Raw genomic sequence first — 17,881 nt, 5'->3', positions numbered from 1 at the left:
ACGTTCCGTGCTCAAGCATCGACTCCGGGTCGTATGCTCGGAAGGAGGGCAGCGCTTAACCTTCCGGCTGTAAGGAGTCGAAGTCAGCCCATGGCCAAGGAAATCGACCCCACGTCATCGATGGCCGCGCTCTTCGGCAACCGCGTACGGAGACTGCGCACCGCCGCCGGTCTCACACAGACGGAGCTGGGCGCGCGGACCCATGTCGTCGGCACCCGGATCACGCAGGTGGAGCGGTCCTCGGGCGCGAAGCCCACGCAGGAGCTCGCGCGGGCGCTGGACGAGGTGCTCGGCGCGGACGGGCTGCTGGTCGACCTGTGGCCGTACGTCTACCGCGAGGCGTTCCCCGACTGGTCGCAGAAGTTCATGGAATACTCGGCCCGAGCGGTGAGCATCCGCGAGTACGCCGCTCACGTGGTGCCCGGTCTGTTGCAGACGGAGGAATACGCGCACGCCGTGCTGAGCGTCGGCCGCACGTTGCAGTCTGAAGGCCACCTGGCGGAACGCGTCGAGGCCCGGTTGCAGCGGCAGGAACGCTTGGCGGAGACGGATCGTCCCGAGCTGTGGGTCGTGCTGGACGAGGCAGTGCTACAGCGTCCGGTCGGCGGCCTCGACGTCATGCGGCGTCAGCTCCGGCGCCTGCTGGCGGCCGCCCGGGACAGGTGCACCACGGTTCAGGTGCTTCCCTTCCGTCAGGGCCAGCACGACTCGCTCGGTGGGTCCATGACGCTCTTGACGATGCCCGACGGCGAGGAGACTGCTTACCTGGAGGGCTCCAACTACGGCCAGCTCGTGGAGGAACCAGCAGAGGTCAAGGAGCACGTGCTCATCTACGATCGGCTGCGGGCAGCGGCCCTGCCCCCGGTTCTGTCACTCGACATGATCCGAGCCGCGATGGAGGGCACTTACCGTGGAGCGAACGTCCCGACTCGATCTGACCGGCGCCGCCTGGCGCAGCAGCAGCTACAGCAACCAGGAGGGCGGCAACTGCGTGGAGGTGGCCGACGGGCTCCCCGGCGTGGTCCCCGTCCGTGACAGCAAGGTCCCGCACGGGCCTGCGGTGCTCGTGCCGTCCGTCTCGTGGGCGGTCTTCGTGGAGGGGCTGAAGTCCGGCCGCTGAGCGTGATGTGGAAGGGGAGGCCGACGATGACGGCCTCCCCTTCGGTGCGTCCGGTGGGCTCAGGCGCGACGGAGGACGCGGCCGGGGAGGGCGTCGGTGCGGTGGCCGTGGTGGAGGGTGAGGCGGCCATCGAGGAGGACGTGGTGGATGCCCGTCGGAGGGGTGCGGGGCGCGGCGAAGGTGGCGCCGTCGGCGACGGTGTCGGCGTCGAGGAGGACGAGGTCGGCGCGGTGGCCCTCGCGGACCAGGCCCCGGTCGGGGAGGCGTAGCCGGGCGGCGGGCCGTCCGGTGAGGTGGGCGACGCATTCGGGCAGGGTCAGTGTGCCGGTGTCGCGGACGTAGGGGCCGAGGTAGCGGGGGAACGTGCCGTAGGCGCGGGGGTGGGGCTTCGCGCCGTGCAGGATGCCGTCGCTGCCGCCGGTGTGCGCCCGGTGCCGCATGATCGCGCGGACGTTCTCCTCGTGGCCGACGTGCTGGAGGATCGTGGTGCCGAGGCGGTCGGCGAGGAGGAGGCGGCGGGCGACGGCGAACGGTTCCTCGCCGCGGTCGTGGGCCACGGCGGCGACCGTACGGCCGACGTGGGTGGCGAGGGCCGGGTCGTCGGGGTGGGCGACGCCGGAGACCTCGATCGTGTCCCAGTCGACGGGCACTCCGTGGCAGCCGTCGGAGCCCGTTGTCTCCAGGGTGTGCCGGATGCGGGCGGCTTCGGTGTCGGAGCGGAGGCGGGCGAGCAGGGCGTCGGGCCCGCCCTCGTGGGCCGCGCTCGGGAGCAGCGCGGCGAGGGCCGTGCAGCCGGGGGTGTACGGGTAGGTGTCGAGGGTGAGGTCGATGCCGTCGGCCAGGGCTGTGTCCAGGAGGGCCAGCAGGTCCGCCGCGCGGCCGGCGTTGACGCCGAAGTTCAGGGTGGCGTGGGCGAGATGGAGGGCGCAGCCGGACGCACGGGCGACGGCGATCATCTCCGCGTAGGCGTCGAGGGCGCCCGCGCCGTACGAGCGGTGGTGCGGGCAGTGGTAGCCGCCGTGCGCGGCAACCACCCGGCACAGCTCGGTGAGTTCGGCGTCCGGGGCGTACATGCCGGGGGTGTAGGTGAGGCCGGAGGACATGCCGACGGCGCCCTCGCGCAGGCCGTCGGCGACGAGTGCGCGCATGCGGTCCAGTTCGGCGGGGGTGGCGGGGCGGTCGTCCCAGCCGACGGCAAGCATGCGGACGGTCCCGTGCGGGACGAGGTAGGCGGCGTTGACGGGGAGGCCGTCGCCGGTGGGGCCGGCGTCGAGGCGGGCGAGGTAGCCGGCGACCGTGCGCCAGGTGAAGTCGACGGCGCCGGCGGCCGGTTCGCCGTCGGTGGTGGTGTCGCCGTTCCAGCCGGCGATGGCGCGGCGCACCTGGGGGAGGGTGCGGTCGTCGACCGGCGCGTAGGACAGGCCGTCCTGCCCGATGACCTCCAGGGTGACGCCCTGCGCGACCTTCGCGGAGTGGTCCGGGTCGCGGAGGAGGGCCAGGTCGCTGTGGGCGTGCATGTCGATGAAGCCGGGGGTGAGGGTGAGGCCGTCGGCGTCGAGGACGCGGCGGCCGGTGAGGCGGGGCGCCTTGGGGTCGCGCCGGATCTCCGCGATGCGGCCCGCGGCGAGGGCGACGTCGGCGCGGTACGGCGGGGCGCCGGTGCCGTCGACGACGGTGGCTCCGCGGATGGCCGTGTCCATGGGTGCCCTTCGGGGCAGCGGCGGGGCGGTTGGAAGGGCGGTCAGAAGAAGGTGCGGACGTACGAGGTGACGGCGCCGTCGACGGCGACGAGGGGGATGAGCTGCCACTTGTCGAAGATGGTGCAGGGGTGGGACATGCCGAGGCCCACCCAGTCGCCGACCTCCAGGTCGCCCGCCTCGTCGGTGGTCTCCAGCCAGGCGTGCTGGTCGGAGAGTTTGGTGACCTCGATGCCCTCGGCCGGACGCATCGACCCGTCGCGCGCGGAGCGCACGACGCGGGGGACGGGCAGGTGCAGGTCGTGGGCGGCGTCGCGCTTGCCCGCGTTGAGGAACGCCTGCCGTTCGTTCGGCCGGGAGACGACCTGCGCCCAGAGTGTGAACGCCGCCCGCAGTTCGCCCTCCTCCGGTACCCGGTTGAACGGCGTCAGCTCCCGGTAGTGCCGGTCGTCGTGCGATACGTAGGCACCGGAGCGCAGCAGCTTCAGCACCGGCCGGGACAGCTTCGGGACGTCGGCGAAGACGTCCGCCACCGCGTCGAACCAGGCGCTGCCGCCGGCGCTGACCACGATCTCCTCGACGTCCGCGCCGAAGGCGCCCGCCTGGTCCAGGTCGGCGGCGAGCGCGACGAGGCGGCGCAGCCAGCCCCGTACGCGGTCGCCGTCGGCGTCGGGCACCTCGCCCTCGTAGCCGGCGACGCCGGTCAGCCGCAGCGTGGTCGCGCCGCCGACGGCGCGGGCGACCTCTGCGCAGCCCTCCTGGGTGCGGACGCCGGTCCGGGCCTCGTCGCCCGCGGCCAGCTCGATGACCACGTCCAGGGGGCGCGTCGCGCCGGCGTCGCGCAGGGCGGCGTCCATCAGCTCGGCGCCACGCACCGAGTCGACGTAGGCGACGAGCTGGAAGCCGGGGTCGGCGGACATCTCGGCGGCGACCCAGCGCAGGGCGGCCGCGTCGACCAGTTCATTGGCGAGGAAGACGCGCTGCACGCCGTAAGCCCGGCAGACCCGCGCCTGGTGCGGGACGGCGACGGTGATGCCCCACGCGCCGTGGGCGAGCTGCCGGTCGAAGAGCTGCGGCGCCATGGAGGTCTTGCCGTGCGGGGCGAATGCCAGTCCGTGCCGGGCGGAGAAGAGTTCGAGCTGCCGCACGTTGTGCTCGACGTCCTCGGCGGACAGGGCGAGGACCGGCGTGGTGAAGCCGTCGGTGAACAGGTTGCGGCGTTCGGCGGAGAGCTCCCCGACGGTGCGTCCGTCGGCGTCCGGCGGCAGGCCCTTGAAGCGGTGGTCGACGACCTCGCCCGCGAGCCGGTTGAGGCGTGCGGCGGCCGTACGGTCGGCTGCGGTGGACATGGTGCGGCTCCGGCTCCGTCGACGGCTCGTGTGCGCGCGTTGCATCCGCTGCAACGGTCATTGCGTCCCTCGCTACAGGTGTCTAGCATCCCGCGCAAGAACCGGTCAACGCATCCCCGCGCCACCGCCGGACTCCGCCGTCGGACTCCGCCGTCGGCCTACGCCACCGGGCGGGGAGAAGGAGCGCTCACCATCGTGGCCAGAACCGTGCGCGCGGACGCAGTCTGCCTGGGCGAGTCGATGGTCACGTTCCTGCCGACGACGCCCGGCCCGCTCGCCGAGGTGCCGGCCTTCGAACGGTCCATCGGCGGCGCCGAGTCCAACGTGGCCTGCACGCTCGCCCGTGCGGGGCACCCCACCCGCTGGGTCAGCCGGGTCGGCGCGGACGGGTTCGGCGACCACCTGGTGGCGGCGGTCGCCGCCACCGGGGTCGACACGGCGCACGTCGTCCGCGACCCGGACCGGCCGACCGGCGTCTACTTCCGCACGCGCGGCGAACGGGCGACCGTGTCCGGGGAGCGGGCGGCCGGCGAGGTCGCCTACTACCGCGCGGGTTCCGCGGCCTCGGCGATGTCCCCGCAGACGGTGGGCCTGGCCGCCGCCGACGCGGGCCGCGTTTTGCACCTCACCGGCATCACGGCCGCGCTGTCCCGCGGCTGCCTCGACCTGCTGCGTACGCTCACCGCGCCGCGGCCGGGCCGCCCGACGGTCGCCTTCGACGTCAACTACCGCGTCGGCCTGTGGCGTTCGGCCGCCGAAGCCCGGGTGCTGCTGGACCTTGCCCGGGGCTGCGACCTGGTGTTCGCCGGTGAGGACGAGGCGGAGGCCGCCTGGGGTGTCACCGGCGGCCCGGCCGCCGTCCGCGCGGCGCTGCCCGAACCGGCCGCCCTCGTGGTCAAGCAGGGCGCCCTCGGCGCGACGGCCTTCGGGCACGGCGGGGCCGTGCACGTCCCGGCGCCCCGCGTCGACGTGGTCGCGCACGTCGGGGCCGGGGACGCGTTCGCCGCCGGCTACCTGTCGGCGACGCTGCGCGGCCTGTCCGTACGCGACCGGCTGCGGCACGGCCACCTGCTGGCGGCCGCCGCGCTCACCGTGCCCGGCGACCTGGCGGAGCCGCCCGCGAGGGAGCACGCGGACCGGCTCGCCGCCCTGCCCGACGACGCCTGGGCGCGGCTGCGCCTCGCACCGGGCTGGACCGCACAGGAGACCGCCGTTCCATGAGCCAGACCGTCGACAGAGCGCTGAGCATCCTCCCGCTGCTGGCCGAAGGGCCGGCCGGACTGGAGCAGGTCGCGCAGCGGCTCGGGGTGCACAAGTCCACGGCACTGCGCCTGCTGCGCACGCTGCACGAGCACGGCATCGTCTACCGCACGCCGGACCAGCGCTACCGGCTCGGCGCCCGGCTTTTCGCCCTGGCCCAGCAGGCGATCGAGAACGTGGACGTGCGCGGCGTCGCCCACCCCCACCTCACCGCCCTCAACGAGCGCACCGGTCACACCGTTCACCTCGCCGTGTACGAGGAGGACGAGGTGGTCTACGTCGACAAGGTGGACAGCCGCTACCCGGTGCGGATGTACTCCCGCATCGGCAAGCCGGTGGCCCTCACGGTCGCCGCCGTCGCCAAGCTGCTGCTCGCCGACCTGCCGGAGGCGCGGCGGCGTGCCGTCGCCGAACGGCTCGACTACCCCGCCTACACGGCCCGTTCGACCCCGGACGCGGAGGCGTTCCTGGCCGAGCTGGCGCTCGTCCGCGAGCAGGGCTGGGCCACCGACCTGGGTGGGCACGAGGAGTCCATCAACTGCGTGGCCGCGCCGGTCCGGGGCGCGGACGGGCGGGTGGTCGCCGCGATGTCGGTGTCGGCGCCGAACGTGGTGGTCTCCGCGGACGAACTGCTCACCCTGCTTCCGCTGGTACGCCGCACCGCCCGGGCGATCAGCGCCGAATACGCCGGGCGCCCCGCCGACGAGCCGGGCCCCGGCACCGCCCCTTCGGAGGAGACCACCCGATGACGACACGGCCCACCGAGAAGACCGCGCTCACGCCGCCGACCCACACCACCCCGCCTGCCCGCTTCTCGCACGGTGTGCGGAAGGGGAACATCCTGCAGGTCGCCGGGCAGGTCGGCTTCCTCCCGTCCGTTCCCGGCGAACCGCCCACCCCCGCGGGGCCGACGCTGCGCGAACAGACCCTCCAGACCTTCGCCAACGTCGCGTCGATCCTCCGCGAGGGCGGGGCGAGCTGGGACGACGCCGTCATGATCCGCGTCTACCTGACCGACACCGCGCACTTTCCCGAGTTCAACGCGCTCTACGACGCGTACTTCGCGGAGCAGGGCCTGACCGGCCCGCCGGCGGCCCGTACGACGGTCTACGTCGGGCTGCCGCCGGGGTTGCTGGTGGAGATCGACGTGCTGGCCGTGCTCGGCTGAAGGCACCGAGGGTGCTGAGGTGCCGAGGAGTTGAGGCAGGCCGCGAGGAACTCCAGCCGACTGGTGGGTTTCGGCCACGCCCCCTTGTGGTGGACATGCTCAGTCCGAAGAATGCGGCAGGCACCGCCGAACACATCTTCGGTACGGAGAGGAATCCCCCACATGAAAAGACCTCTCGTCGGCGCCCTGACCGCCGCCCTGCTCGGGGCGACCGCGTTCACGGGTCTCGCCACGACCCCCGCCGCCGCGTCCGCGCCGGACGCCGCTCCCTTCGGCAAGGCGGCCCCCACGTCCGCCGCGCCCGCCCAGGTCGAGAAGGCCCCCCAGGCCGCACCCGACTTCGCCGGCGCCGTGGCGCTGAGCAACTGCTCGGGCTCCCTCGTGCGGGTCCCGCAGTCGCAGCCGACAGACCCGGCGCTGGTGCTCTCCAACGGGCACTGCCTCCAGTCCGGCATGCCGAGCCCGGGCGAGGTCGTCGTCGACCAGCCGTCCAGCCGCAGCTTCACCCTGCTGGACGCGAGCGCGAACGATGTCGCCACGCTGAACGCCACCCGGCTCAGCTACGCGACCATGACCGACACCGACGTGTCGTTGTACGAGCTCGACTCCACCTACCAGGAGATCGAGTCCCAGCACGGCATACAGCCGCTGGACATCGCGGCCGGCCACCCGACCGCCGGTACCGCCATCACGGTCGTCTCCGGCTACTGGAAGCGCACCTACAGCTGCGACATCGACGCGTTCGTGCACGAGCTGCACGAGGCCGGGTGGGTCATGAAGGACTCCATCCGCTACACCCCGGAGTGCGAGACCATCGGCGGCACCTCCGGTTCCCCGATCGTGAACAACGCCACCGGCGAGGTCGTCGGCGTCAACAACACCGGCAACACCAACGGTGGCGAGTGCACGATGAACAACCCCTGCGAGGTGGACGAGAACGGTGAGGTCACCGTCCGCCAGGGGATCAACTACGGCCAGCAGACGTACAAGATCACCGAGTGCGTCACCACCGGCAACAAGATCGACCTCGGTCTGCCGGGCTGCGAGCTTCCCAGGCCATAGGCCCGGAGCCGCGGACAAGGGGTCCGCGCGGACTGTTCACGGACAGTCCGCGCGGACCCCTTGTGCTGGGTCGTCGATGGCCTGTTTCATGCGCCCACACCCCTGGGGACGAGCACGGAGGCACGTGATGACCACGGAGAACAGTCCGGGCACGAAGAGTGACGAAGCCGGCGGCGCCGCCGTGCGCAAGTCGAGCTGGCGCTACATCGGGCCCGGCATGGTCGTCGCCGCGACCGGTGTCGGCGCCGGTGACCTCGTGTCCACCCTGCTGGCCGGCAGCAAGTTCGGCTACACGCTGCTGTGGGCCGCGGTCATCGGATGCATCGTCAAGATCGCACTGGCCGAGGCGGTCGGCCGCTGGCACCTCGCCACCGGCCGCACCCTCTTCGACGGCTGGCGTTCCCTCGGCGCCTGGACCACCGTCTACTTCGCGGTCTACGTCGTCGTCTGGGGCTTCGTGTACGGCGCCACCGCGATGACGACCAGCGGCCTGCCGCTGCACGCCCTCTTCCCGGACGGACCCGGGCTGAAGTTCTGGGCGATCCTCTCCGGCCTGGCCGGACTCGTCGTCGTCTGGTTCAACCGTTACGCCGTCGTCGAGAAGATCATGATGCTCTTCGTCGGCGTGATGTTCGTGGTCGTCGTCTACCTCGCGATCCGCGTCTCCCCGGACGTCCCCGCCCTCTTCTCCGGCCTGGTGCCGACCCTGCCGGACGGCTCGGTCTTCTACACTCTCGGCCTCATCGGCGGGGTCGGCGGCACCATCACCATGGCCGCCTACGGCTACTGGGTGAACGCCAAGGGCTGGACCGACTCCGGCTGGATGAAGATGATGCGCCTGGACAACCGGGTCGCCTACGTCACCACCGGCATCTTCGTCATCGCGATGCTCATCGTCGGCGCGGAGCTGCTGCACGCTGCGAACATCGCGCTCACCGACGGCAGCGAGGGCCTGGTCGACCTCGGCGACGTGCTGGAGGAGCGCTTCGGCTCGACCACCGCCGTGCTGTTCCTGATCGGCTTCTTCTCCGCCTCGTTCTCCTCCCTGGTCGGCGTCTGGCACGGCGTCAGCCTGCTGTTCGCCGACTTCGTCGAGCGCATCCGGGCGGCCCGCGCCCCGAACGGCGAGCGGCCGGAGGACAGCGCGAAGCAGGTCTCGCGCGGCGAGCGCGAGAAGTCGACGCCGTTCCGCGCCTACATGCTGTGGCTGACCGTCCCGCCGATGGCGCTGCTGTGGCTGGAACAGCCCTTCGGGCTGGTCATCGCGTACGGCGTGCTGGGCGCGTTCTTCCTGCCGTTCCTCGCGGGGACGCTGCTGTGGCTGCTCAACACGGACCGCACGCCGCACGCCTGGCGCAACGGCCTGCTCAGCAACGTGATGCTGGTGGTCGGCGGGCTGCTGTTCTTCGTGCTGCTCGTGGAGAAGATCCGGTCCCTGCTCTGACGGCGCGTCCCCGGCGGCGGCGCGGCGTCACGTGCTCTGCGCCGTCCCGCCGCCGGGGGACTGCGGAGTCGTCGCGGAGCCGCGGGCCGTGGGTGGGCCGTCCGGCGGGAGGTCCGTCAGCACCCACCTCCGGCGCGGTGCGAGGCCCAGGACCGCCAGCGGCGCAGCGGGGACGGCGACCAGGGCCATGAGTCCCGCCTGGCCCGTCCGGGCCGCCGGGCCGGGCGGCGTCAGGCGGTCACAGGCGGCTCCAGGAGGCGCAGTCGGCGGTGTCCTCGGTGCCCCGGCAGACGGTGATGTAGGCCGTGGTGGTCGGCATCATGTAGGCCCGGAGCGACACCGGCGCGGACTCCGTGCCGCACACCTCGGCCTGCTTCGCGGGGAAGGCCGGCGCGAGGTCGTAGACGAACCGCGTCCACACGGAGTGGCAGGCGGCCCCCGTACCGGTGAGCTCTCCCTCGACGACCAGGTCGGAGAAGATCCCGTTCGGTTCCCGCCAGCGCTCTCCCGTCGCCTGGGCGCCGTCGTGCGCGACGGACCACGGGGTGCGGTCCGCACGCGCCCCGGCGATGCTCGGCGTCTCCGCCGTGCCCGGTGCCGCTGCGGCGGAGGCGGCGGTGGGTGCCAGCAGCGGCAGGATCGCGGCGGCGATCGCCACGGGCAGAGTGCGGCGCATGAGGGGATCCTCTCCTCGCGGGCGGAAGTCGAGCCTGAGCCTGTCCAGTCCGGGCCGGGGACATGCCTCTCCCCGGGCGGATTCGGCCCGGGGAGAGGCAGGGGGTGACGCGGGCGAACGCCGGGCTACGGCAGTCCGTGGACGTGCGGGCCGACCGCGTTCGACCACTGGTCGCCGTTCAGGGCGTCCCAGTTGGTGGACCAGGTCATCGCGCCGCGCAGCGACGGGTAGGTCTGCGAGGGCTGGAAGGAGCCGCAGTTCGTGCCCCGCGTCAGACAGGACAGGGCGTCGTTGACCACGGACGGGTCGACGTAGCCCGATCCGGCGCCGCGCGGCGAGGCGGGCGTGCCGAGGCCGACCTGTGAGGCGTCGAGCCCCCCGCGGAGCTGGATGCAGGCGAGCGCGGTGAGGAAGTCCACCGAGCCCTGGCTGTACACCTGGCCGTCGCAGCCCAGCATCGAACCGCTGTTGTAGTACTGCATGTTGACGACGGTGAGGATGTCCTTCACGTTCAGCGCCAGCGTGAAGTACTCGGTGGACGTGGACTGCATGTCCAGCGTCTGCGGTGCCATGGTGAGCACGAAGTCCGGCCCCGCGTTCGCCGCCAGGTCCCGGATCGCCCGCGTCAGGTAGGTCGAGTTGATCCCGTGTTCCAGGTCGATGTCGATGCCGTCGAAGCCGTACTCCTGCATCAGCGCCCAGGCACTGTCGGCGAAGGCGCGGGCGGACGCGTCGTCGTTGACCGTGACGTTGCCCAGTTCGCCGCCCACGGAGAGGATCACCGCCTTGCCCTCGGCCTGCTTCGCGGCGATGTCCGCCTTGAAGGCGTCGTCGGACGGGGCCAGCGCGGGGTCGAGCGCGAAAGTCAGTTCGCCCGGTGTGCTGGTCGAGGAGGCGAAGGCGACGGCGATGATGTCGTACGCGTCCTGCACCTCGGTCAGCCGCTGCGTCTGCGCGCCGTTGTCGAAGTTCTGCACGTAGCCGGTGACGGCGTGCTCGGGCACGGTGGTGCCGCCGTCCCCGCCGTCGGCGGACGTGCGGGCCGTCACCGCGGCCGACTTCGCGGACTCCCCGGCGCCGTTGACGGCGCTGACGCGGAAGGCGTACGAGGTCGACGGGGACAGCCCGGTGACGGTGGCGGAGGCGCCCTCGGCGGACGCGACCTTCGTCCCGTCCCGGTACACGTGGTACGCCGTGGCGTCCGGCACCTCGGTCCAGGACAGGCCGACGGAGCCGGCGGTCACGGCGCCCACGGCCAGACCGCTCGGCACCGCCGGCACCTCTGGGTCGCCCGGGTCGCCCGGGTCACCGGGCTCGCCCGGTCCGCTGAGCGCCAGGTCGTCGGCGTGGTAGGCGCCCTGGCCGTACCAGCCGTGCAGGTAGACCGTCACCGAGGTGGTGTCCGGGCCGGTGCGGAAGGTCGTGGACAGCTGCTTCCAGGACGGTGTGGAGCCGGTCCAGGTGGCCACGTCGGTGGTGCCGGTGCCGGTCGCGCCCAGGTAGACGTACGAGCCCTGCACCCAGCCGCTCAGCGTGTAGTCCGCGTCGGGCTCGACGGCGACGACCTGGCTGCACCGGGCGTTGTCCTGCCCGGCGGGGGTCGCCGTCAGCGCGCGGACGCCGCTGCGCGCGGGGGAGGCGGCGGCCGTACCGCTGTCGCCGGAGCAGGTCCAGCCCTCCAGGCCGGCCTCGAACCCCGCGTTGTCCAGGAGTTGGGCCGCTGCCCGGGAGCCGTCGTCCTCGGCGGGCGCGGCGCCGGCGGCGGGTCCGGTCAGCGCGGTGGCGATGAGCGCGCCGGCGGCGGCCAACGCCGCCGCCCCGGCGGTCAGTCCGCGCGACGGACGACGTCCGCGGTGTCTGCGGCTCGTTCTGGTGGTGCCTTCCACGACTGCCTCCACGGCATGGGGGACGGGGGAGAGGGTGGGGAGGAAACGCTCGAAGGGACGGTGGCCACCGTCGTCGCTGCGCCGCAGAATGGTTCAGACCAATGATCCTGTCAAGGCTTCGCGCAAGGCTTCGCGCAGCTGCCGATGCGTGAGCAGCGGCCCGACGGGGGAGGTCTCCTCCGGGGCCGGACGCGGGTACGTCCACGTGCGACGGGCCCGGTGACGGGTTCGGCGGGTCGGGGCCGACGGGTTCCGTGGACGGTTCACTGGCGGCCGACCGCGCCGATAAGGTGTTATGTCGTCAGCAGGGTGTGCGGACGGTCGCACCGAGCGACGACGAGTCCGTGGCCGACCGCCGAGGACGGGGGGAGTGGATGTGACCACCGCACTGGCCGTCACCAGCCCCGACCACGTGCTCTCCCCGCCCGACCGGCACACGCCCGGCGCGCACGTCTTCCGGCCGCCCGAGGACCAGCCGCTCGAAGTCGCCCTGGCCCAGACCCAGTCGCTCGTCGACCAGTACGGCTACCTGGTCGTCGTCCACCCGCACACGCTGACCACCGCATACCTGCACCGGCTGCACGCGCTGCGCGCCCTGCTGGAGAGCGACCGTATCGCGCTGATCCCCAGCAGGTTGCCGCCCCTCGGTATCGGCGTCCTGGTACGGCAGTTGCGGCAGCTCTCGCTGTGCGAGTTCAGCCCCGGCGTGCTCGGCAGCGCCGCCCGGCTGCTCACCCACTACGTGCACGCGGGCGCCCTGCTCGGTTCCGTCGCCCGGCTCGACCAGGTCCCGGTGTCGCTCACCGCACACGCCAAGTCCTGGCTTCCCGGCGCCCAGTTCGCCGTCACCACCGCTCCCGGGCCGCAGCTCGTACGGCTCGGAGCGAAGGACGCACGTCCCCTGGCCGGGCCGCAGTTCGCCACCCGCCTCACCATCGCCCCCGGCACCCTCGCCTCCGACTGGCCGCGCAGCACCCTCGCCGCACAGTGGCGCGTCACCGACGTGCAGGAGGAACGGCTGCCCGCCGACTCCGCCGCCTGGTGGGGCACCGGGAAGGTCACCGAGTTCGCCGCCGCGATCGCCGACCTGCCGGTGCTGCACCAACTCGTCAGCTCCGTGCGCCGGGACACCTGCCGCTGGTGCGGCCTCGAACTCCTCGGCGACCGCTGCGCGTTCTGCGACGCCGGACTCGCCCGCCCGGAGCCGGACGGACCGGCCGGTCACGCCCCCGCTCCAGGGGTCGCGGCCCTTCCGGCACAGACCGAACTCACCGCACCGGCCTCCGCGACCGGCCACGGCCCCCTGGGCCCGGGCGCCGCCGCCCCGGCCGGCCCCCCGCCGGCCGGCCCCGGGGACCCGTATGCCCCCGGCCCGCAGGCGGCCGGGGCCGCCGACCTCCGACCAGCCGTCCACCAAGGGATCCCCCGTTCATGAACTCCCGTCAGCGCCGCGGCGTCCTCCTCATCGCCATATCCGCCCTGTGCGCACTCGGCGCCTTCGCGGGCGTCCTGGCGGTGATCCGGCAGGTGCAGTCCAAGGTCGGCCCCGAGGTCACCGCGTACGAACTCAAGGCCGACATCGCCGCCTACGAGACCATCGGCGAGGACGACGTGCGCCGCATCTCCATGCCGGAGCGCTGGCTGCCCGAGACGGCCGTCACCGACCTGGGGGACCTGCGCGGAAGGATCGCCGTCAACCCGCTCCGGCAGGGCTCGCTGCTCCAGAGCGACATGATGGCCGAACGGCCCGCCCTCGAAGCCGGCCAGCAGGAGATCGCCATCATGATCGACGCGGCCACCGGCGTCGCCGGGAAGATCAACCCCGGCGACGAGGTCAACGTCTACGCCACCTTCGACGGCGACCGCGACGGCGAGGAGGCCGCCCCCGACCAGTCCCGCCTGATCGTCACCCAGGCCCGGGTCATCGACGTCGGCGAACTCGCCCCCTTCGAGGACGACGACTCCCGCAGCCGGGCGGAAGAGCGCGAGGGCGTGCCCATCACCTTCGCGCTGAGCACCCGGGACGCCCAGCGCGTCGCGTACGCCGAGTCGTTCGCCGAGCACGTACGCCTCGCGCTGGTCGCCCCCGGCAGCGAGCCCGTACCCGAGGACGAACGCGTCTACAGCCTCGCCGGGGACAGGTGAGCCGCCCGTGACGACCCGCGTCCTCCCCGCCGTAGGCGACCCCGACGCCGCCCGCGCGCTGACCACCCTCGCCGCGCAGCTACCCGGCGCCGAGCCGCTGCCGCCCGCCGCCGACGGCACCCGCCTGCTGGAGACCCTCGACCAGCTCGCCGCCGGGACCCCCGCCGACCTGCCCGAAGTGGTCCTCGTCCACGAACTCGTCGGCCCGCGACCCGCACTGGAACTCATCCGCGACGTCGCGCTCCGCTTCCCCTCCGTCGGCGTCGTCCTCGTCACCCGCGACACCACGCCCGGGCTCTACTCCGCCGCCATGGACGCAGGCGCCCGCGGCGTCGTCGGTCTTCCCCTCGCCTACGACGAACTCGCCGCCCGTGTGGAGGCCGCCGCCACCTGGGCCGGCGGCGTGCGCCGCCACCTCGGCCACGCCAAGGGCCCCGCCCCGGCCCGCGGCGTCGGCGGCACGGTCGTCTCCGTCACCGGCGCCAAGGGCGGCGTCGGCTGCACGCTCACCGCCGTGCACCTCGCCCTCGCCGCCCGCGCCTCCGGCCGGGACACCGTGCTGGTCGACATGAACCTCCAGTCCGGCGACGTCGCCTCCTTCCTCGACGTGCAGTTCCGCCGTTCCGTGGTCGACCTCGCCGGCATCGCGGACCTGACCCCGCGCGTGCTCGCCGACGCCGTCTACACCCACGACACCGGCCTCGCCCTGCTCCTCGCCCCCGCCGAGGGCGAGCGCGGCGAAGAGGTCGACGACCACGCCGCCCGCCAGGTCGTCGCGGCGCTGCGCGCCCGCTACGAGGTCGTGGTCGTCGACTGCGGCACCCAGATGCACGCCGCCAACGCCGCCGCCGTCGAACTCGCCGACCGCGCGCTGCTCGTCACCACCCCCGACGTCATCGCCGTACGCGCGGCCAAGCGCATGATGCGGCTGTGGGACCGCCTCCGCGCCCGCAAGGCCGAGGACACTCTGACCGTTGTCAACCGCGCCTCCAAGCACACCGAGATCCAGCCCTCCCTCATCGCCCGCATCGTCGGCACGCCGGTGGCCCGCGCTACCGTGCCCGCCGGCTTCAAGGAGCTGCACACCGCGCTCGACGCGGGCCGCATCCAGGATGTCGACGACCGCAGCTCGGTCAAGCAGGCGCTGTGGACGCTGGCCGCCGAAGTGGGCGCCGCCGCGCCACCCCAGGGCGGCAACGGCGGTGGCAGAGGAGGCGAGGGCAAGGGCGGGCGCGGCCCCCGGCACTCCCGCGGCACGCCGGCACCGCCCGCCGTCTCCGGAGGCACACCGCCCCCCGCCGCCCTTCCTCCCGGAGCCCCCGCCGCCCCGGGCCGCCTCGGCTCCGACCGGGGCGCGGTCGCGCTGCCGGGCTGGTTCGTCCGCGCGGTCGGCCGGGTCGCGGGGGCCCCCGGAATTTCGGGAGTCTCCGGGGCCACCGGGATCAGCACGGTCGCCGGGGTCGCAGCAACCGGGACCGGCACCGCCGCCGGGAGGGTCGTCGCCACGCTGCCCGGAGCCGTCGCAGGCACCGGGCGGACAGGCGCCGCGACCGGTTGCGGCCGAGACCGTGCGACCTCCGGAGCGCCGTCCCCGTCCGGCGGTGAACGCCACCGCCGGACGCCGTCGCCCGCACCCGGCGGGCCGCCGCCGTGGGACGGGCCCACGCAGGGCCGACGCGTCCTCGGCCGGCTGCGCCGAGCCGTGCGCCTTCCGGCGCTCCGGGAGTCCGGGGAACGCGACCGGGGGGCGCTCACCGTGGAGTTCGCCGGGATGGCGCCCCTCGTGCTGCTGGTGCTGGCCCTGCTGTGGCAGGCGGTCCTGATCGGCCACACCTTCACCCTCGCGGGCAACGCCGCCGACGAGGGCGCCCGCGCGGCGACGGCCGCCGCAGCCTACGGCGACCCGGCTGCGGCCTGCGCGGCGGCGGCCCGCGAGCACCTGCCGTCGGCCTGGAACTCCGGCGCCACGGTGTCCTGTTCACGCTCCGGCGACCTCTGGACGGCCGACGTGACCCTTCCGACCCCCGCCCTGTTCCCCGGCGCCGCCAACCTGCCCTTCACCGTCGACGGCTCCGCCGGCGCCGCCGCGGAGGCGGACTGATGCCGGGCCGCACCGGGCCCCGGCGGGCGACACCTCCGCGAACCCGGCGCTTCCCGTGCCCTGCCGGGTTCCGCCGCCCAGCCCGGCCCTCGGAGACCGGGGGCTCCCCCGCCGCCGGGGGAGCCCCGCAAAGGAGGATCCGCCCCGCCACGCGCCCGGCGACCGCCCGGCACACGGCATGTCGGCGCGACCGCCAACGGGGAGCGTCCAGCATCGAGTTCGCCGGGATGCTGCCGCTGCTCCTCCTCGTCGCCCTCGCGGCGCTCCAGCTCGGCATCGCCGGCTACGCCGTGCAGCAGGCCGGCACGGGCGCCCGCGCGGGGGCCCGTACGGCGGCACAGGCCGAGATCGCGGACCGGTGCGCGGGCACCGGCAAGGCCGCCATGAGCGGCTGGACCGCCCGCCGCTCCACGTTCGACTGCGCCCACGGCGGCGACGCCGTCACCGTCACCGCGACCGTCACCATCCCGTCGGTCATCCCCGGCATCGACGACTTCGGCTCCGCCGCCCGCTCCGTCACGATGCCCAGCGACGAGGGGAGCACCGAGTGAGCCTGCGTTCCCGCCTGTCCGGCCCCGACGGACATCCGCCCGGCACGGCGTCGCAGCCCGCGAACGGCACCGGCGCGACCCCCGCGAACGGCGCGCGCGGCACCGAAGGCGCCGAAGCCACCGCCCGGCTCGTCCCCGCCTACCGCACCAAGCTCCTCGAGGAGATCGACCTCGCCGAGATGTCGGCGCTCACCCCCGCCGAACGCCGCTCGCGCCTCGAACGCGTCCTCGGGCACCTCATCAGCCGCGAGGGCCCCGTCCTGGCCACCGACGACCGCGACCTGCTCATCCGCCGCGTCGTGGACGAGGCGCTCGGCCTCGGCGTCCTCGAACCCCTCCTGGAGGACGCCTCCGTCACCGAGATCATGGTCAACGGCCCGGACCAGATCTTCGTGGAACGCGCCGGCCGCGTCGTACAGGTGCCGGTGCGATTCGCCTCGCACGAGCAGCTGATGCAGACCATCGAGCGCATCGTCTCCACCGTGAACCGGCGCGTGGACGAGTCCAATCCCATGGTCGACGCCCGCCTCCCGACCGGCGAACGCGTCAACGTCGTCATCCCGCCGCTGTCACTGACCGGCGCCACCCTCACCATCCGCCGCTTCCCCCGCGCCTACCGGCTCGACGAACTCGTCCGGCTCGGCACCCTGGACGACGCGATGGTCCTGCTCCTCTCCGCCTTCATCCGGGCCCGCTTCAACGTGATCGTCTCCGGCGGCACCGGCTCCGGGAAGACGACCCTGCTCAACGCCCTGTCCGGCCTCATCCCCGAGACCGAACGCATCATCACCGTCGAGGACGCCGCCGAACTCCAGCTCCAGCAGCAGCACGTCATCCGCCTGGAGACCCGCCCGCCGAACGTCGAGGGCAAGGGCCGGGTGACCGTGCGCGACCTGGTGCGCAACAGCCTCCGCATGCGGCCGGACCGCATCATCGTCGGCGAGGTGCGCGGCGGCGAGACCCTCGACATGCTCCAGGCCATGTCCACCGGCCACGACGGCTCGCTCGCCACCGTGCACGCCAACAGCGCGGAGGACGCGCTGATGCGCCTCCAGACCCTCGCCTCCATGTCCGAGGTCGAGATCCCCTTCCCCGCGCTCCAGGACCAGATCAACTCCGCCGTGGACGTGCTGGTGCAGCTCGCCCGCTTCCCCGACGGCTCCCGGAAGATCGTGGAGATCTCGCTGCTCGCCTCGCACGGCCGGGAGACCTTCCAGATCGCGTCCGTGTGCCGCTTCCGCGCCCGCCCGATGACCCCGGACGGCCGGATCTTCGGCACCTTCGAGCACCTGCCCGTGACCCGCCGCGCGGCCGACCGTCTCACCATGACCGGCGAATCCGTCCCGCCCGCGTTCGGCGTCGCCGCCCCCGACAGCCGGCTCACCACCCGCGAAGCCGGCGGCGCAACAGGCTGAGGCCCCC

General features: G+C 73.6%; 16 protein-coding genes and 1 pseudogene. 13 read left to right on the top strand and 4 right to left on the bottom strand.

Annotation, left to right across the window (positions count from 1 at the left end):
- The first annotated feature begins 120 nt into the window (after positions 1 to 120).
- Positions 121 to 1,035: a helix-turn-helix transcriptional regulator gene (locus tag E4198_RS08455; protein WP_136185258.1), complete on the top strand. Its 915-nt coding sequence runs from the start codon at positions 121 to 123 to the stop codon at positions 1,033 to 1,035.
- On the top strand, positions 992 to 1,120 hold the full coding sequence (locus tag E4198_RS25365) for a DUF397 domain-containing protein (RefSeq protein WP_348771293.1): 129 nt from the start codon (positions 992 to 994) through the stop codon (positions 1,118 to 1,120). Before E4198_RS08455 ends, E4198_RS25365 begins: the two co-directional genes overlap by 44 nt.
- A gap of 59 nt (positions 1,121 to 1,179) precedes the next feature.
- Here E4198_RS25365 and E4198_RS08445 read toward each other — a convergent pair whose 3' ends face one another.
- Positions 1,180 to 2,820 (bottom strand): D-aminoacylase, encoded by a 1,641-nt coding sequence (locus E4198_RS08445; RefSeq protein WP_136182630.1) that lies wholly within the window; start codon positions 2,818 to 2,820, stop codon positions 1,180 to 1,182.
- Between the two features lie 41 nt (positions 2,821 to 2,861).
- Complete coding sequence (locus E4198_RS08440; RefSeq protein ID WP_136182629.1) at positions 2,862 to 4,166, bottom strand: alanine racemase; 1,305 nt, start codon at positions 4,164 to 4,166, stop codon at positions 2,862 to 2,864.
- A 195-nt stretch (positions 4,167 to 4,361) separates the two neighbouring features.
- Here E4198_RS08440 and E4198_RS08435 point away from each other — a divergent pair, with 195 nt between their 5' ends.
- From E4198_RS08435 to E4198_RS08415, 5 genes are all read left to right on the top strand, one after another.
- Positions 4,362 to 5,387, top strand: coding sequence for a sugar kinase (locus E4198_RS08435; RefSeq protein ID WP_136182628.1), 1,026 nt, complete (start codon positions 4,362 to 4,364; stop codon positions 5,385 to 5,387).
- Positions 5,384 to 6,175: an IclR family transcriptional regulator gene (locus E4198_RS08430; protein ID WP_136182627.1), complete on the top strand. Its 792-nt coding sequence runs from the start codon at positions 5,384 to 5,386 to the stop codon at positions 6,173 to 6,175. The genes E4198_RS08435 and E4198_RS08430 overlap by 4 nt, the downstream gene beginning before the upstream one ends.
- Entirely contained in the window at positions 6,172 to 6,594 is a 423-nt protein-coding gene (locus tag E4198_RS08425; RefSeq protein WP_136182626.1) for a RidA family protein, read from the top strand. The genes E4198_RS08430 and E4198_RS08425 overlap by 4 nt, the downstream gene beginning before the upstream one ends.
- A gap of 162 nt (positions 6,595 to 6,756) precedes the next feature.
- Positions 6,757 to 7,656, top strand: coding sequence for a serine protease (locus E4198_RS08420; protein WP_136182625.1), 900 nt, complete (start codon positions 6,757 to 6,759; stop codon positions 7,654 to 7,656).
- Positions 7,657 to 7,783: 127 nt separating this feature from the next.
- Positions 7,784 to 9,100, top strand: coding sequence for an Nramp family divalent metal transporter (locus E4198_RS08415; protein ID WP_136182624.1), 1,317 nt, complete (start codon positions 7,784 to 7,786; stop codon positions 9,098 to 9,100).
- A 238-nt stretch (positions 9,101 to 9,338) separates the two neighbouring features.
- On the opposite strand, the gene E4198_RS08410 is transcribed toward E4198_RS08415, so the two are convergent.
- Together E4198_RS08410 and E4198_RS08405 are read right to left on the bottom strand one after the other, a co-directional pair.
- Positions 9,339 to 9,776, bottom strand: coding sequence for a hypothetical protein (locus E4198_RS08410; protein ID WP_136182623.1), 438 nt, complete (start codon positions 9,774 to 9,776; stop codon positions 9,339 to 9,341).
- Positions 9,777 to 9,901: 125 nt separating this feature from the next.
- Positions 9,902 to 11,605, bottom strand: a complete 1,704-nt coding sequence (locus E4198_RS08405; protein ID WP_247597885.1) for a glycoside hydrolase family 18 protein — start codon at positions 11,603 to 11,605, stop codon at positions 9,902 to 9,904.
- A gap of 433 nt (positions 11,606 to 12,038) precedes the next feature.
- Here E4198_RS08405 and E4198_RS08400 point away from each other — a divergent pair, with 433 nt between their 5' ends.
- From E4198_RS08400 to E4198_RS08375, 6 genes and pseudogenes are all read left to right on the top strand, one after another.
- Positions 12,039 to 13,097, top strand: coding sequence for a hypothetical protein (locus E4198_RS08400; protein ID WP_210732793.1), 1,059 nt, complete (start codon positions 12,039 to 12,041; stop codon positions 13,095 to 13,097).
- Positions 13,094 to 13,807 carry a Flp pilus assembly protein CpaB gene (gene cpaB / locus E4198_RS08390; RefSeq protein WP_136182622.1) on the top strand — a complete coding sequence of 238 codons (714 nt, stop codon included), beginning with the start codon at positions 13,094 to 13,096 and terminating at the stop codon, positions 13,805 to 13,807. Before E4198_RS08400 ends, cpaB begins: the two co-directional genes overlap by 4 nt.
- Positions 13,808 to 13,814: 7 nt before the next feature.
- Positions 13,815 to 14,996, top strand: a pseudogene (locus tag E4198_RS25785) (AAA family ATPase); the annotation flags it as partial.
- A 582-nt stretch (positions 14,997 to 15,578) separates the two neighbouring features.
- Entirely contained in the window at positions 15,579 to 15,908 is a 330-nt protein-coding gene (locus E4198_RS25780; RefSeq protein ID WP_311674707.1) for a pilus assembly protein, read from the top strand.
- 137 nt (positions 15,909 to 16,045) lie between these two features.
- Positions 16,046 to 16,459 carry a TadE/TadG family type IV pilus assembly protein gene (locus E4198_RS08380; RefSeq protein WP_247597884.1) on the top strand — a complete coding sequence of 138 codons (414 nt, stop codon included), beginning with the start codon at positions 16,046 to 16,048 and terminating at the stop codon, positions 16,457 to 16,459.
- Positions 16,456 to 17,874 (top strand): CpaF family protein, encoded by a 1,419-nt coding sequence (locus tag E4198_RS08375; protein WP_247597598.1) that lies wholly within the window; start codon positions 16,456 to 16,458, stop codon positions 17,872 to 17,874. The genes E4198_RS08380 and E4198_RS08375 overlap by 4 nt, the downstream gene beginning before the upstream one ends.
- The last annotated feature ends 7 nt before the right edge of the window (positions 17,875 to 17,881 follow it).

This window comes from Streptomyces sp. RKND-216 (assembly GCF_004795255.1).
Classification (GTDB): Bacteria; Actinomycetota; Actinomycetes; order Streptomycetales; family Streptomycetaceae; genus Streptomyces; species Streptomyces hazeniae.
The sequence above is the reverse complement of the archived record's forward strand: the minus strand, read 5'-3'. Positions and strand labels throughout refer to the sequence as shown.